Source organism: Lichenibacterium minor, from assembly GCF_004137685.1.
Lineage (GTDB): Bacteria > Pseudomonadota > Alphaproteobacteria > Rhizobiales > Beijerinckiaceae > Lichenihabitans > Lichenihabitans minor.
The window spans coordinates 1-15572 of the sequence record NZ_QYBB01000036.1 but is presented as its reverse complement, the minus strand read 5'-3'; the positions used below and the strand labels follow the sequence as shown (position 1 = coordinate 15572).

At 70.5% G+C, this 15572-nt stretch carries 13 protein-coding genes and 3 pseudogenes; 10 read left to right on the top strand and 6 right to left on the bottom strand.

The annotated features are described in order from the left end of the window. The gene (locus D3273_RS21370) at positions 1 to 711 is read left to right on the top strand and encodes a cytochrome b (protein WP_245501319.1); all 711 of its coding nucleotides are present in this window, start codon (positions 1 to 3) and stop codon (positions 709 to 711) included. Positions 712 to 825: 114 nt separating this feature from the next. Here the strand turns inward: D3273_RS21370 and D3273_RS21365 are convergent, their stop codons facing one another. The 3 genes from D3273_RS21365 to trxB all read right to left on the bottom strand — a co-directional run bounded on the left by D3273_RS21365 (position 826) and on the right by trxB (position 3534). Then, a complete protein-coding gene (locus tag D3273_RS21365; RefSeq protein WP_207210861.1) occupies positions 826 to 1719 on the bottom strand; it encodes a LysR family transcriptional regulator in 894 nt (297 codons plus the stop codon). Positions 1720 to 2066: 347 nt separating this feature from the next. Continuing rightward, positions 2067 to 2291: a hypothetical protein gene (locus tag D3273_RS21360; protein WP_129228921.1), complete on the bottom strand. Its 225-nt coding sequence runs from the start codon at positions 2289 to 2291 to the stop codon at positions 2067 to 2069. 241 nt (positions 2292 to 2532) lie between these two features. Then, the gene (gene trxB, locus D3273_RS21355) at positions 2533 to 3534 is read right to left on the bottom strand and encodes a thioredoxin-disulfide reductase (RefSeq protein WP_129228920.1); all 1002 of its coding nucleotides are present in this window, start codon (positions 3532 to 3534) and stop codon (positions 2533 to 2535) included. Between the two features lie 289 nt (positions 3535 to 3823). On the opposite strand from trxB, the gene D3273_RS21350 reads away from it, so the two are divergent. From D3273_RS21350 to D3273_RS21310, 9 genes and pseudogenes are all read left to right on the top strand, one after another. Further along, positions 3824 to 4498, top strand: coding sequence for a 2OG-Fe(II) oxygenase family protein (locus D3273_RS21350; RefSeq protein WP_207210860.1), 675 nt, complete (start codon positions 3824 to 3826; stop codon positions 4496 to 4498). Between the two features lie 187 nt (positions 4499 to 4685). Beyond that, complete coding sequence (locus D3273_RS21345) at positions 4686 to 5141, top strand: MarR family winged helix-turn-helix transcriptional regulator (protein WP_129228919.1); 456 nt, start codon at positions 4686 to 4688, stop codon at positions 5139 to 5141. Next, positions 5138 to 7213 (top strand): FUSC family protein, encoded by a 2076-nt coding sequence (locus D3273_RS21340; RefSeq protein ID WP_129228918.1) that lies wholly within the window; start codon positions 5138 to 5140, stop codon positions 7211 to 7213. The genes D3273_RS21345 and D3273_RS21340 overlap by 4 nt, the downstream gene beginning before the upstream one ends. Continuing rightward, on the top strand, positions 7210 to 7419 hold the full coding sequence (locus D3273_RS21335; RefSeq protein ID WP_129228917.1) for a DUF1656 domain-containing protein: 210 nt from the start codon (positions 7210 to 7212) through the stop codon (positions 7417 to 7419). Before D3273_RS21340 ends, D3273_RS21335 begins: the two co-directional genes overlap by 4 nt. After that, positions 7416 to 8306, top strand: coding sequence for an efflux RND transporter periplasmic adaptor subunit (locus D3273_RS21330; RefSeq protein ID WP_129228916.1), 891 nt, complete (start codon positions 7416 to 7418; stop codon positions 8304 to 8306). Before D3273_RS21335 ends, D3273_RS21330 begins: the two co-directional genes overlap by 4 nt. A gap of 171 nt (positions 8307 to 8477) precedes the next feature. After that, positions 8478 to 8942, top strand: a pseudogene (locus D3273_RS21325) (transposase); the annotation flags it as partial. Then, positions 8939 to 9208, top strand: a pseudogene (locus D3273_RS21320) (integrase core domain-containing protein); the annotation flags it as partial. The pseudogenes D3273_RS21325 and D3273_RS21320, both read left to right, overlap by 4 nt. Before the next feature lie 485 nt (positions 9209 to 9693). After that, positions 9694 to 10380 (top strand): hypothetical protein, encoded by a 687-nt coding sequence (locus tag D3273_RS21315; protein ID WP_129228915.1) that lies wholly within the window; start codon positions 9694 to 9696, stop codon positions 10378 to 10380. Positions 10381 to 10675: 295 nt separating this feature from the next. After that, positions 10676 to 11791, top strand: a pseudogene (locus D3273_RS21310) (IS5 family transposase). A gap of 168 nt (positions 11792 to 11959) precedes the next feature. Here D3273_RS21310 and D3273_RS21305 read toward each other — a convergent pair. From D3273_RS21305 to D3273_RS21295, 3 genes are all read right to left on the bottom strand, one after another. Continuing rightward, positions 11960 to 12223 carry a hypothetical protein gene (locus tag D3273_RS21305; RefSeq protein ID WP_129228914.1) on the bottom strand — a complete coding sequence of 88 codons (264 nt, stop codon included), beginning with the start codon at positions 12221 to 12223 and terminating at the stop codon, positions 11960 to 11962. Between the two features lie 92 nt (positions 12224 to 12315). Continuing rightward, positions 12316 to 13167: a sugar phosphate isomerase/epimerase family protein gene (locus D3273_RS21300; RefSeq protein ID WP_129228913.1), complete on the bottom strand. Its 852-nt coding sequence runs from the start codon at positions 13165 to 13167 to the stop codon at positions 12316 to 12318. An 84-nt stretch (positions 13168 to 13251) separates the two neighbouring features. Further along, complete coding sequence (locus D3273_RS21295) at positions 13252 to 15231, bottom strand: M23 family metallopeptidase (protein WP_245501318.1); 1980 nt, start codon at positions 15229 to 15231, stop codon at positions 13252 to 13254. Positions 15232 to 15572: the final 341 nt, after the last annotated feature.

The window sequence follows — 15572 nt, the reverse complement described above, 5'->3', positions numbered from 1 at the left end:
TTGGACCAGGGTTCGACGGCCGCCGACAGGCGCGAAACGCCACAGCGCGTCGCCGCCCACCTCGGCGCCCTCAAAGCGGCGGTATCGCGGTATGGTTTCGCGGGACGTGACCATTTCGGGGAAAACGCCGTGTCGATCGCCGTGCGCCAGCACCAGGACCATGCCCGTTACACCCGCGTCGCCATGGCGCTGCACTGGATCGTCGCGGTGATGATCATCGGCAACGTGGTCCTCGGCCTGGTGGCCGACGACCTGCCGGACGGCTGGATCCGTTCGGCCGTCGACACCCACAAGTCGATCGGCCTCACCGTGCTGGGCTTGGCGGTGCTGCGGCTGCTGTGGCGCTTCGCCAACCCGCCGCCGCCCCTGCCGGACAGCTATTCGCCCGCCGAGCGGCTCGGCGCCCACGCGGCCCATTGGGCGCTCTACGCCCTGATCTTCGCGCTGCCGATCACGGGTTGGATCCACGATTCGGCCTGGAAAGGCGCGCCCACCCACCCCTTCGCGCTGTGGGGCGTGATCCCCAACGTGCGCATCGGCGCCATCGAGGCGCTCGACGCGGCCACGAAGGAGCGGATCCATGCCGTGTTCTTCGACCTGCACGTCTGGTTCGGCTACGCGCTCTACGGGCTCCTGGCGCTGCACATCGTCGGCGCCTTGAAGCACCAGTTCTGGGACGGGGAGCCCGAGCTGCAGCGCATGCTGCCTTGAAACGACGTCCGGACGAGCCGCTCCCCGGGCGCCGTTGGCGACCTCTTCAGGAACGCCAGCGCTGCGCGTCCGCGACCTCTTCGGAAACGCCAGCGCTGCGCGTTGGCGACCCCTTCAGAAGCGCCAGCGCTGCGCGTTGGCGACCAGGAAGTCCCGCAGCACCTGCACCCGCGCCACGCTCTTCAGTTCTTCGGGATACACGAAATAGCAGTCGAGCTCCGGCATGTCGACGTTGGGCAGCACCTGCACGAGGGCGCTGTCCTGGTCCGCCAGGTAATCGGGCAGGACGCCGATGCCGGCGCCGCTCTGCACCGCGTGATAGCTGGCGATCATGTTGTTGATCGTCACCGTGGAAGAGCGCAGGGACTTGGCGTCCCGCCCCGCCGACTGCAGCGAGTTCAGCAGCGACACGAGATAGTTCGACGGCGAGCCGCTGTAGCCGATCAGCCGATGCTTGCCGAGGTCGTCGACCGACTTCGGCTGGCCGTGGCGCTTCAGGTAGCTGGGCGACGCGTAGGCGTGGTAGTGCACCGTGAAAAGCCGCCGCCGGATGAGGTCCGGCTGGGTGGGCTCGCGCAATCGCAGGCCGATGTCGGCTTCGCGCATGCCGAGGTCCAGCTCCTCGTCGGTGAGGATCACCTGGAGCTTGATGTCGGGGTAAAGGTCGAGGAATTCGCCCAGCCGGGGCGACAGCCAGCTCGTGCCGAGCGCGAAGGTGGTGGTGATGCGCAGGTCGCCGTGCGGCTTTTCACGGCTGTCGGTGAGGTGGCTCCTGACCGCGTCGAGCTTCAGCATCACGTCCTGGACGGTGCGGAACAGCAGCTCGCCCTGCTCGGTGAGGATCAGCCCCCGGGCGTGACGATGGAACAGCGGCGTTTCGAGCTCGGTTTCGAGCGCGCTGATCTGCCGGCTCACCGCCGACTGGCTGAGGTTCAGGACCTGGCCCGCATGGGTGAAGGACCCGGCATCGGCCGCCGCCTGGAACACCCGCAACTTGTCCCAATCCACCGTCGCCTCCCGCATGGCTGCACCCCCATTGTCGCGCGGCACGGGGGCGCCGCCAAGGGACGGCAGGACATGACTATCCACCCATCGGGGCCGGGGCGCCACCGCGGATGACGGTTTTCGGGGACGAAAGCCGCGCCGGCCAGGCGTTCCCCGACGCCACCGCCGCGCGACACCCGTCCGCGAGCGCCGCGGCGGGGCGGCTCGGCGCGGGTTCGGCACGCGCGACCCGGCGGGTTCGGCCGGCAGGGTGGTCGCCCTGTGCCGGCGGCGAGCACGCCGATCCTGTCATCGGGGCGCGACGCGCCGGACAGCGCCGGCGCCGCGGGGCCGCCCATCCCCCGCCAGGGCTACCCCCTCGTGCACTTGCGCATGTAGATGTCGCGGGCCTTGCCGGCGACGCGGACGGAGTCGGCCTTCTTCTCGCAATGCGTCATCCGGGTGCTGCGGGGCCGATGCCCCAGCCTCGCCGCCGCGTAGGGGGACAGGGCTGCCGCCGGGGGGGCGACGGTTTCGGCGGAGGCCGCGGCGGTCGACAGCGCCAGCGCCAGCGTGGTGGCGATTGCGATTTTCATGATGGAAGCGTCCGGAGGTTGGGGCGTGCGCCGACCGCGGCGCACCCGCCCGTCCAACCCCCGGCCCTGCCGGCCGTTCCTGCCGCGGGCGCGACATGTGCCGCCGTGGCCACCCTCGTCCCTGAAGCGACGGGTCCCCGCCGGCGCCGTGCCGACCGACGCATGCCGGTGTCGGATCACGCCGCCCGGGCGGCGACAAGCCTTCGCGCCGGCCGGCGGTCGTGCTGGCCGGCCGGCGGCGTCACTCCCAAGCGCCGATCATCTGCGGTTCGCGCCGCGCTTCCGCGCGTTCCTCCGGGTCGGCGGAATGTTCGGCCAGGAACTTTTCCGCTTCCAGCGCCGCCATGCACCCCATGCCGGCCGCCGTGACGGCCTGGCGATAGATCTTGTCCTTCACGTCGCCGGCGGCGAAGAGCCCGGCGATCTCGGTCGCGGTGGAGTCGGGCCGCGTCAGGATATAGCCCTCGTTGTCGGTCGGCACCTTTCCGCGGAACACCTCCGTGGCGGGGGAATGGCCGATCGCCACGAACACGCCGTCGGTGCCGCGCGTCGAGACTTCTCCCGTGACGGTGTCGCGCAGCCGCACCCCCGTGACGCGGGCGGGCGCGCCTTCGCCCAGGATCTCTTCCACGGCGTGGTTCCACAGCACCTGGATCTTGGGGTGCTTGAACAGGCGCGTCTGCAGGATCTTCTCGGCGCGCAGGTGGTCGCGCCGGTGCACCAGCGTGACGCGGCTCGCGTGGTGGGTGAGGTAGAGGGCGTCCTCCACGGCGGTGTTGCCGCCGCCCACCACCACCACGTCCTTGTTGCGGAAGAAGGCGCCGTCGCAGACCGCGCAGCCGCTGACCCCGGCGCCCATGAAGGCGCGCTCGGAGTCGAGCCCGAGCCATTTCGCCTGCGCGCCCGTGGCGACGATCACCGTGTCGGCCAAGTAGGTGTCGCCCCCGTCGGTCGACACGCGGAACGGGCGGCGGGTCACGTCGATGTCGGTGACGAGGTCGAAGACCAGCCTGGCGCCGGCATGCTCGGCCTGCCGGCCCATCTTCTCGGTCAGGTCGGGTCCCTGGATGGAGATCTCGCCCGGCCAGTTCTCGACGTCGGTGGTGATGGTGAGCTGGCCGCCGGGCTGCAGGCCCTGGATCACCACAGGGTCGAGCCCCGCGCGGGCCGCGTAGACGGCGGCCGTGTAGCCGGCCGGGCCGGCCCCGATGATGAGCGTCTTGACGGCGTGGGACACGGACATGGCGGCACCGGGGCAGGGGAGGGCGTGCCGCCGTCGCGGCCGCGATGCCCCGAGGTATAGGAAGCGGCCCGCGGCGTCGCAAGCAGGCGCGGCCGGACGCGCGGGCCCCGGCCCCGCCGGCGGGGCGGCATCGGGGCCGCGGAGCAGGGCTGCACGCGTCGCTCCGGCCTTGCGGCCCCGGCACGCGGGTCCTAGTTTGCGCGCCGCCGGTGCGGACCCGATCCCGAGGGCCCGCCCTCCCTTCCCACGGCCGCCCCGCACCGGGCGGCCCGACCACGAGACAGAATCCATGGCGTCCAGCAGCGCGAGCGTCGACGACATCAAGGCCGCGGTGCGGGCGAGCCTCGCCGCCCGACAAAGCTTCACGGAGCCCTATCCCTATTTCATCGTGCGGGACCTGTTTCCCGCCGCCGTGGCGAAGGAACTGGCCACGCTGCCGTTCCGGGCCCCGGGCCTCGACGGCGTGTCCGGCAAGCGCGAGCTGCACAACGACACGCGCCGTTATTTCGACGCGCCCACCAACGCCGAGCATCCCGTGATGGGGCGCATCGCCGAGGCCCTGCAGGCCGACGACATCGTGGGCGAGTTCGCCCGCGCCTTCGACGCCCCGCTGGACGGCACGTTCCTGCGCCTCGAATACGCCCAGGACGTCGACGGCTTCTGGCTCGAGCCCCACACGGACCTCGGCGTGAAGAAGTTCACCTGCCTCATCTACCTGTCGGACGGCCCCGGCCACGAGACGCTCGGCACCGACATCTACGCGTCCAAGGAGGAGCACGTCGGCGCCCCGCCCTTCACGCCCAACTCGGCCATGATCTTCGTGCCCGGCTCCGACACCTGGCACGGCTTCGAGAAGCGGCCGATCCAGGGCGTGCGCCGGTCGGTGATCCTGAACTACGTCACCGACGAATGGCGCGCCCGCGAGCAGCTGAGCTATCCCGAAGCCCCCGTCCACGCCGCCTGACCGGCACCCGGGCGACGCGATACGGCGTCGCCCGGCCCGGCGCCGGGCCGGAGCCGACAGCGGCGAACCCCGGCTCCCGCCCGAGGGTCCGCCCTTCGGCGACCGGCCGCCGCGGGGGCTTCCCAATCCGCCATGCCGCGCTTATCGTTAGTTGGCTAACGATCTATCCCGGAGCCGGGCCCCCGCGATGCGCATCGAAGACCTGCAGGACTATTGCCTCGGCCTGCTCACCGCGGCCCGCGACTGGCGCCGCCTCGCCGACGGCGTGGCTCGCCCGCACGGGCTGTCGGAAGCCACCGCCCTGCCGCTGATCCACATCGCGCGCCGCCCCGGCCGCCGCCAGCACGAGCTCGCCGAAGCGCTGGGGATCGAGGCGGCCTCGCTGGTGCGGGCGCTCGACCAGCTTTGTGCCGCCGGCCTCGTGACCCGCGCGCCCGACGGCGACGACCGCCGCGTCAAGCGCCTCGCCCTCACGCCCGCGGGCCGCGACCTGTCGGAGCGCCTGTCGGCCGATCTCGACGCGCTGCGCCGCTCCGTCTTCGCCGGGCTCGACCCCGCCGACCTGCCGGCGAGCCGCCGGATCTTCGACCGCATCGGGGCCTTCGGGGCGGACGGCCCGGCCGCCGGGGAGGAGCGCGCGTGAGCCTGCCGAAGCTCCGGGACTGGGTCTATGCGGCGAAAACCTTCGCGGCCGCCATCCTGGCCCTGTACCTCGGCTTCGCCCTGTCGGTGCCCCGGCCCTACTGGGCGATGGCCACCGTCTACATCTGCTCGAACCCGCTCGCCGGCGCCACGCGCTCGAAGGCCGCGTTCCGCCTCGCGGGCACGCTGATCGGCGCCACCGCGGCCGTCGTCCTGGTGCCCAACCTCGCGCCCGCGCCGGAGCTGCTCACCCTCGCCCTGGCGCTGTGGATCGGCGTCTGCGTCTTCGTGGCCCTGCTCGACCGGAGCCCGCGCTCCTACGTGTTCCTGCTCGGGGGCTACACGGCGGCGCTGATCGGCTTTCCCGCCGTCAACGATCCCGCCTCGATCTTCGACCTGGCGGTCGCGCGCTCCGAAGCCATCGCGCTCGGCATCGTGTGTTCCAGCCTGGTGTCGACGCTGGTGCTCCCCCGCACCGTCGGCGACGCGGTCCGGGGGCGCCTCGACGCCTGGGTGGGCGACGCCGCCCGCTTCGCCCGCGACGCGCTGGCGACCCGGCCCGCCGGCGCCGCCGAACGCGAAACCGCCCGCGACCTCGCGCGCCTCGCCGCCGACGCCGCCGAGATTGACATGCTGGCGACCCATGTCGCCTACGACACCTCGACCCTGCGCGACCGCGCCGACGCGCTGGCGGCCCTGCGCCTGCGGCTCCTGATGCTGCTGCCCGTGCTGTCCTCGCTGGCGGACCGCATGGCGGAGCTGCGCCCCGGGGGCCTGCCGCCCGCCGTCGCGGCGGCGGCGGCCGGGCTCGGCGCCTGGATCAGCCCGGAGGTTCCCTCGCGCGACCCCGCCGACATCGCCCGCGAGCGCGCCGCGAGCGCGGAGCTGCGCGCCGCCTTTGCGGCGGCCGAGCCGGCGCTCGGCGCCGGGGCGACCTGGCGCGACATGCTGGCGTCGAGCCTCCTCACCCGGCTACGCGACGCGCTCGACCTCGCCGAGGACACCCGGACCCTGCGCCGCGCCATCGCGAGCGGCCGCGCCCCGGCGTTCCCCCTGGCGAGCGCGCCCGGCGTGGAGGTGGCCGAGGCGCGGCACGTCGACCACCTCCTGCCGTTGCTGTCCGCCCTCGGCGTGGCCGCCGCGGTGGTGCTGAACGCCGGCTTCTGGATCGCCACGGGGTGGCCCGACGGCGCGTCGGCGCCCATGATGGCCGCCACCGCCATGGCGCTCTTCGCCAACCGCGACGACCCCACCCCCGCGATGGTGGAGTTCACGGTCTGGGCCGCGGTGTCGATCGGCGTCATGGGCGTCTACCTCTTCGCCGTCCTGCCCGCGGCGTCGAGCTTCGAGATGGTGGCCCTGGCGCTGGCCCCGGCCTTCATGGTCTTCGGCGTCATGATGGCGATGCCCGCCACCGCCGGGCCGGGGCTCGTCGTGGCGTTCAATGGCGCCACGCTGCTGGCGCTCCAGGGCAGCTACGCGGCCGACTTCACCGCCTACGCCAACACCGGCGTCGCCTTCCTGGTGGGGCTGTCCTCCGCCGCGGTCCTCACCGGCACGCTGCGCGCCGTGGGCTCGGCCTTCGCGGTGGGGCGCCTCACCCGCGCCGACGGCCGCACGCTGGCGCGGGCCGCGCGGGGGCGGGGGAGGGGAGACCGCGCCCGCGTCGCCGGGCTGATGCTCGACCGGTTGAGCCTGGTGGCGCCGCGCCTCGCCGCGCTGCCGGCGGGGGAGGGGGCCGCGCTGCGCGGCGCGCTCGCGGCGCCGCGGATCGGCCTGAACATCGTCGACCTCCGCGGCGCCCGGCACGCCCTGTCGGAACACGCCCGCGACGCGGTGGACCGCCTGCTCGACCGCTTGGCGGCCGACCTCCGCCGGGCCCCGGGCGCCGCCGACCCCGCGCTGCTCCGCACGATCGACGACGCGCTTTCGTCCGTGGTGGCGGGGGGCGGCGAGGGCCGGCGCGCGGCCGTCCTGGGCCTCGTCGGCCTGCGCCGCGCCCTGTTCCCGTCGGCACGGGCCTACGGGCCGGCCTCGGACCCCCGACCCGACCTCCAGGTGGCCGCCGAATGACCCACGAGATCGACCTCTACGGCGTCTTCGTGCCCGACCTCCTGGTCTGGGCCCTGGTCGCCTACGGGCTCGCGGTGCCGGTGCGCCGCATCTTCGGGCGGCTCGGCCTGTACCGCCTCGTGTGGCACCGGGCGCTGTTCGACGCCGCCGTCTACGTCCTCCTCCTCGGCGGCACCGCCGCCCTCGCGCGCGGGTTCGCCTCATGACGTCGTTTCTCGCCCTCCTGGTCCGCATGGCGGTCACGGCCGCGGCCGTCTTCGGCGCCGTCGTGGTCGGGCTGCAGCTTTGGACCTACTATATGGAGGCGCCCTGGACGCGCGACGGTCGCGTCCGCGCCGACGTGGTCGAAGTGGCGCCCGACGTGTCGGGGCTGGTGACCGACGTGCTGGTGCGCGACAACCAGCCGGTCCACCGCGGCGACGTGCTGTTCCGCATCGACCGGGACCGCTTCGCGCTGGCCCTGCGGCAAGCCGACGCCGCGGTGGCGAGCCGCAAGGCGGCGCTCGACCTCGCCGCCGCCAACGCCGGCCGCTACGGCCAGCTCAGCGACGCCGTGGTCACGAAGGAGAAGCGCGAAGAAATCTCCTCCACCCAGCAGCAGGCCCAGGCGGCCTACGACCAGGCCACCGCCGAGCGCGACCTCGCCAAGCTCAACCTCGCCCGGTCGGACGTGAAGGCGTCGGTGACGGGCACCGTCACCAACATGGACCTGCAGCCCGGGGCCTATGTGGCGGCCGGCCACGGCACCATGGCGCTGGTCGACGCGGGATCGCTGCACGTCGAGGGCTATTTCGAGGAAACCAAGCTGCCCCGCATCCACGTCGGCGATCCGGTGCGGGTGCGGCTGATGGGGGAAGAGCGGGACATCGGCGGCCAGGTCGAGAGCATCGCCGGCGGCATCGAGGACCGCGAGCGCGGCGCGTCTTCGAGCCTGCTCGCCAACATCAACCCGAGCTTCACCTGGGTGCGCCTGGCCCAGCGCGTGCCGGTCCGCGTCGCGCTGGAGCGCGTGCCGGACGGCGTGGCCCTCATCCCCGGGCGCACCGCCACCGTCGAGGTCGAGCCGGCGGAGGAGCGCCGCGCGGCCCGCTGAACGTGCCGGTGCCCCGCACGGGATGCCCGATGCCGGGCTATCCTGGTGCTGGGGCAGGCTCGCGGGGCCGCCGTGGGTCGAGCCGCGACGGCTCTAGCAGGTCGCTGAAAAAGGCTTCGGGTGTTGGCCAGTTCGTGATTCACTCCGCCTTGCTCATCAGGGGAGTGTCGAGTGCCCGGACAGGACAGCCGGAGCGGCTCGCTGTTTTCCTATGTGGACCTGGAGCAACGGGTCCGCTCGGATCATCCCCTGCGTACGATCCGCATTTTGGTGAACGAGGCGCTGGCGTCGCTCGACGGGCGCTTCGGCAAGGTCTACTCGAAGATTGGCCGTCCCTCGATCCCGCCCGAGCAGCTATTGCGGGCGATGCTGCTGCAGGCCTTCTACTCGGTGCGCTCCGAGCGTCAGCTGATGGAGCAGCTCGACTTCGATCTCCTGTTCCGCTGGTTCGTCGGCCTGGGCGTGGACGATCCCGTGTAGGACGCCTCGACTTTTTCCAAGCACCGCGACCGCCTGCTCGACGGCAGCGTGGCGGCGGCGTTCCTGAGCGCCGTGCTGGCCATCCCGCGGGTGAAACGGCTGCTGTCCCAGGACCACTTCAGCGTGGACGGCACGCCCATTCAGGCCTGGGCATCGCAGAGGCCGGCATCGAACCCTCAGTCGGCAGCATAGGAGATAGTTACGACAACGCCCTCGCTGAAACCATCAACGGCCTGTTCAAGGCCGAGGTGATCCATCGGCGTGGCCGATGGCGGTCGTTCGAGGCCGTCGAGTATGCCACGCTCGAATGGGTCGACTGGTACAATCACCGCCGACTGCTCGAGCCCATCGGCAATGTCCCGCCGGCCGAAGCCGAGGCAGCCTTCTACGCCACCCGTGAGGCCACCCCGATGGCAGCGTAGATTCCAAGCCAACCAGCCTCCGAGAAACCCGGCGCGGTTCAGACGTCCGGCAACGCGGATCATGGTTGCGCCGGTTGGAACGCTCGACCAGCGTTGGTGTGCGTGGTGTTCACCAACGGTTCCCATCGCGGCCCGCACGTCTCCGTGATCTCGGGTGCGTGTGGCGAGCTTCACGGGTCGCCGCGTCACACGCGACGTACAGAGGCGACGCGGACAGGCGAGCCCTGTCGCGCGCCATAAGGGTTCGAGCCAACGAGTGCGAGGCGGCAACGGGACGATCTTCGCGACGTCCGAGCGCTCGTGCAGGCTGCGAGACATGCGGTGACGTGGCACGGCCGAGGCTGGACGAGGAGTCCGCGGGGCAGCGAACCGAGGACGGCCTGCGTTCAACTCGGGGATGATGTCTTCCGGTTGGCCTCGCACAAGATTGGAACTCCACTCTTCGATCACTGGTCGGCCATAGGACTCATCAAAGGACTCAGGCGATGAAGCTGGATGCGGGCAACCAGGTGGCATCCACCATGGCAACGAAAGCGCTTCCTGCGAAGGGAGGGCAGCAAAGTCCTTCGCCTCAGCCGAACGGCGACGGGGGAGGTGCTTCGACGATCAATTGGGGCGATAGGAGCAATTCCCTGTTCCAGACGCTGCTGAAGGATCCCTCGGTTCAGGCGATCAACGAGGTCACCGAAAACGCAGACGGCACCTACTCTCTCAACGCCCTGTCAAAAGGCAATGCATACAGCACAGCCGCCCAGATCGCGGTCAAGATGATGGTCAATCAGCAGAACTCCTCTGCCGATCAACCGATCCCGAATGGAGGCATCGTGTATTCAACCAAGGATGAAGAGAAATTCAAGGCGCTCACAGGCTACAATATAGTGCAGGCCGGCGGTGGAGACATCCTCATCGACGATAACGGAAAAGGACCGGGACAAAATAACGATGTCATTGATACGTTGTGGAGCGCCTTTTCGATCGCGAGGGGAGTGCAGGACATCGACGATGGTCATTTGGGCGGGGTGCCCGACTCGGATGTGACGGTCACGGACCTGAAGAGAGCTGTCTCGGACATGCTCAAACCGGACTTTTATAACAAGACCATCGTCGATAGATTGCTGAAGCGTATCCAAGATACACTCGGAGATGACGGTCAGGGCTCGAAATTACCATGAAGACCGAGCATAATGTGATCACCAGGACGGAGAAGTCCTTGGACATCTGCCAGACGTTCCCACACGTGGACGCGGCTCGCAACCGCATGAGAGCACTCGATGATGCCGCGCCTGACGTGGACCCCGTGCTCGGTCCTCTCAGGAGGGTCCATGCAGAGAAGATCAGGCCTTGAGCTCGGAGGGGAGGTCGACGACCTTATCGCCCGTGCTGGACGCTCTAGCAGGTCGCTGAAAAAGGCTTCGGGTGTTGGCCAGTTCGTGATTCACTCTGCCTTGCTCATCGGGGGAGTGTCGAGTGCGCGGACAGGACAGCCGGAGCGGCTCGCTGTTTTCCTATGTGGACCTGGAGCAGCGGGTCCGCTCGGATCATCCCCTGCGTACGATCCGGACTCTGGTGAACGAGGCGCTGGCGTCGCTCGACGGGCGCTTTGGCAAGATCTACTCGGAGATCGGCCGTCCCTCGATCCCGCCCGAGCAGCTGTTGCGGGCGATGCCGCTGCAGGCCTTCTACTCGGTGCGCTCCGAGCGTCAGCTGATGGAGCAGCTCGACTTCGATCTCCTGTTCCGCTGGTTGGTCGGCTTGGGCATCGACGATCCCGTGTGGGACGCCTCGACTTTTTCCAAGAACCGCGACCGTCTGCTCGACGGCAGCGTGGCGGCGGCGTTCCTGAGCGCCGTGCTGGCCATCCCGCGGGTGAAGCGGCTGCTGTCGCAGGATCACTTCAGCGTGGACGGCACGCCCATCCAGGCCTGGGCGTCGATGAAGAGCTTCAGGCCCAAGGACGGCGACACGCCACCCGACCTGCCCGCTCCCCCCGAACCGCCCGCGGGCGGGCGCAACGCCGAGGTGGACTTCCACGGCCAACGGCTCTCCAACGACACGCACCGGAGCGTCACGGATCCCGAGGCGCGCCTTTATCGCAAGGGGGCGGGGCCGGGAAGCCCGGCTTTGCTTCATCGGGCATGCGCTCATGGAGAACCGCAACGGGCTGATCGTCGACGGCTGCGTCACTCAGGCCAACGGCCATGCCGAGCGCATCGCCGCTCTCGCCATGATGGAGAAGCGGGCCGACCGGCAGAACCGCATCACACTCGGGGCCGACAAGGGCTATGACGCCGAGACTTCGTCGACGAACTGCGGAGCATGAACGTCACGCCGCACATCGCCCGCAACACGGCCAAGCGCCGCTCAGCCGTCGACGGGCGCACGACGCGCCATCCCGGCTACGCGGCGAGCCAGCGCATCCGCAAACGGATCGAGGAGGGTTTCGGCTGGGGCAAGGAGTTCGGGCTCTTGCGCCGCATCCGGGTGCGAGGTCGCAAGCGCGTCGACATGGCCTTCGCCTTCTCGGCCGCAGCCTGCAACCTCGTCCGCCTGCCAAAGCTGCTGGCCGAACCGGCGGTGGCGTGAGGTGGCGGGATATATGCCCCTGTCCCGCCGCGGTGGGGCCAGCCCCATCGCGGCGGCAAAGAAGCGGACGGCGAAAAGACCGACCCTCACGCTTCTCGTCGTCCACCAGCCAAAAACGAAGCCGGCTGAAGCTCAGAGGCTGAACGTCGACCCTTTTTCAGCGACCTGCTAGTCCTCGAATTCGTCCGAGATGAAGCGCTGGCGGACCGCGTTGTAGAACTGGTCCGTCGGGCCGAGCTTCGGGTCCGAATGGTCGCGCACGAAGCCGTCCACGCGCCGTTTGTGGTCGCTGACCGCGTCCACGATCTCCATCAGCCTCTGGTTCACGCGGGCGCGGTAGTCGAAGATCGACTCCCCCTCCTGCGGCCCCGGGATGCTGGACGCGATGTCCTGCATGATCTCGTCGATCGCCGAATATGTGACGGTCGCCATCCTCATCCTCCGCCGCCGCCCAGGGCGCCCACGCACACAAGCGCGCCGACGCCGGGGCTGTTCCGCGCCGGCGTCGCGGCCGCGTGCGGCTTTCAGGCCACCGCGTCGACCAGCCGCCGCTCATAGGCGGCGATGTCGCGGCGGGCATGGCCGATCATCGCGTCGGCGCGGAAGCTGTCGCGGCTGAGTTCGACGCAGACGAGCCCCTCGAAGCCCACCGTCCTCAGCGCGCCGAGCGCGGCTCCCACGTCCATGTCGCCCGTGCCGAAGGCGAGGTGCTCGTGCCGGCCGCGCTTCATGTCCTCGAGGTGCACGGTGGCGAGCCGGTCGCCGAACTCCAGCACGGCGGCGTCGGGCTCGCGTTCCCCGGTCACCAGCACATGGCCGAGGTCGAGCGCCATCCTCACCTCCGGCACCGCCCGGGCGAGGGCGGCGTAGTCGTCGACGGTGGACACCATCATCTCGGGCTCGGGCTCGAAGGCGGGCACGACGCCGCGGCTCAGCATGTAGTCGACGGCGGACCGCGTGCCCTCGTGCAGCCAGGCCGTCGCTTCCGTCCGCCCGACGCCGGGCTTCAGCACCCCGCTCCAGAAGGTGAGCGACTCCGAACCCACGATCGCGGCGATGTCGGTGGCGCGCCGGAGGTAGTCGAGCCGGCGCGCGCGGCCTTCCGGCGCGGCGGAGATCAGGGTCGGCTCGTGCTTCTGGCGGAAGTCGAGCAGGAAATGCGCGCCCGTCTCGACCACGGACGCGAGGCCGAGTTCGTCGAGACGGCGGCGCAACGCTTCGGCGCGGCGCTCCCAGTCTTCCGCGAAGGGGTCGAAATGGTGGTGGTCGAGCGTCAATGCGACGCCCTCGTAGCCCGCTTCCGCGATCAGCACGAGGGCGTCGTCGAGGCGATGCCGGCCGGTGCCGTTGGTGTTGTAGGCGTAGCGCAGGCTCATGGTGCGTCCATCCGAGGGCTCGTCGTAGCGACGCCAACGCCCGGACATCCGTCGCGGGTTCCACCATCGACGGGCCGCGACGGGTCAGGGCACCTGGTTTTCCGCGTGTTTCTCGGGCGTCGCCGCGACGGCGTTGGGGGCGCCGGCCATCAGGCCGTCGATGCGGTCGCGCTCGCGCTTGAAGTCGCCGAGCACCTTGCCGTCCATTTCGCGGGTGCGGGCGAGCTTCACCCGCATGGGGTCGACGAAATGGCCGTTGACGATCACCTCGTAGTGGAGGTGCGGACCCGTGGCGAGGCCGGTCTGGCCGAGGTAGCCCACCACCTGGCCCTGCCGCACCCGCACGCCGTCGGCGATGCCGCGCGCGAAGCCGGTCATGTGGGAATAGGTGGTGATGTAGCCGTTGGCGTGCTGGATCTCGACGTGGTTGCCGTAGGAGGACGAGTGTTCGGCCTTGAGCACCGTGCCCGAGCCCGCGGCCAGGATGGGCGTGCCAATCGGAGCCCCCCAGTCGACACCCGTGTGGGGGCGCGAATAGCCGAGGATGGGATGGAAGCGCAGCCCGAAGCCCGACGTCATCTGGGCGTTCGGCACGGGAGAGCGCATCAGGAATTTGCGCACCGAGCGGCCGTTCTCGTCGTAGAAGTCCACCGCATTGTCGTCCGGCGTGACGAAGCGGTAATAGCGGAAGGTTTCGTTGCGCACCGTGATCGAGGCGAAGAGGAGGTCCGAGCGCCCGCCGTCGTCGTCGCCGTCGGTGTAGAAGGCGTCGAAGCTGTCGCCGCCCGCCACCGAGCGCTGGAAGTCGACGTCGTTGCCGAACACCCGCACCAGCGTGTCGATCAGCGGCTTCGGCATGTCCTGCTTCAGCGCCGTCTCGTAGAGGCTGTCGTAGAGGCGGAAGCCGCCTTCGTCGCCCGACGCCGGCGCGGCCGGCTTCTTCGGCGCTTCCGCGTTGGCCACCTTGACGTAGTCGCCCGTGTCGGCGAGGGCGATCGTGGTTTCGAGCGTTTCGTCGGCGTAGACCGAGATGCGGGCGATCTGCCGCGGCCGGCTGTCGTCCAGGCGCGAGAAGAGCAGGCGGATGCGCCGTCCGTCGGCCACCGGCGCTTCGCCGCGCTTCGGCGCGAAGGCGGCGTCGATCGAGCGGATCTGGTCGTGCGTCGCGCCGTTGTTGCGCAGCACGTCGTCGAGGTTGTCGCCGTGGCGGAACACCACGAGGCGCTCGTTCGGCTCCCGGCTGGCGTCCGAGCGCGGCACCGCGGTGACGTTTTCCGCCACCATGTGGACCTCGATCGACGAGAAGGGCGCTGCGGGGAAGCCGGGATCGGCGAAGCCGAGGCCGCCCGACGGCAGCACGCCGGCGCGGCTCGTGCGCATCAGCAGCATCTGCGGCAGCAGCGGCGTCCGGTTCGGGCTGGCCAGGCTGCGGGCGGATTCGGCTACCTGCGCCTGGATCTCGTCGGCCGACAGGCTGCCGCCGAACCGCGGCGCGTCCGCGGACGCGAGGTCCCGGGTGGTGAAGGACACGTCGGCGTCGGCGAGGGCCGGGCCGGGATCGGGGGGAGGGGCTTCGGCGGGGTTGACGTCCTGCCCCATCAGCTTCAGCGGATTGAACTCCGGCACGTCGTCCTCGTTGCCGGTCGACGCCAGGGCCAGCGTGGTGGCGACATGGCTGAAACCGCGCATGCGGATGACCTGCTTGTCGCCGACCTTCACGGCGACCGGAACCTTGAAGCTCTGCTTTTCCGCGACGATGTCGGCCGAGCGGATGAGCCGGTCGCCCTTGACGAGCCCCGTCTCGGCCGCCTTGGCGCTGCGGGCCGGGGTCACGAGTTCCGGCGCCTGCGCCATGTTGGAGCAGCCGTTCAGGGCCACCAGGACCGTGGTGCCGATGAGGGCGGATCCGGCGACGCCCGTCAGCACGACGGCCGACAGCCACCGGAACGAGACGCTGCGGCGGTCGTGGGCCATCAGGGGGCGGCCGATCACCTGGATCGGGGGTTCGACGCCGAGGTCGACCAGACCCCCGTGCCGATGCTCCGCGCTGATGATGGCCCCCAAAAGCTCCGCTCCCCCCTCGTCGCGCGGCCCGACCCGCCGGGCCGCCCTCGCGCTTTCGGACACAGCCTCTGTTTCATGGCGGGAATGCGGCGTCCACTCCCCGCTGCGGGGGCCCCGGCGGCGCCCGCCTCGCGCGCCCGCGCACGATCCTGTTCAAGCTCCGTGGCCGAGGGCGGGCTCGCGACTCGGGCCTTGGAAGCCGTGCCGAGGGCCGTGGCGCCGAGTCGGCGGGCAGAGCCGATTTTTTCGCCCGATCCGAAAAAGGGCGTTGACGGGTCTCCGTGGGGTGCCCTATACAGCGTTCATCGACGGCGGCGCTGCTGATGAGCGGCCCGCGGGTT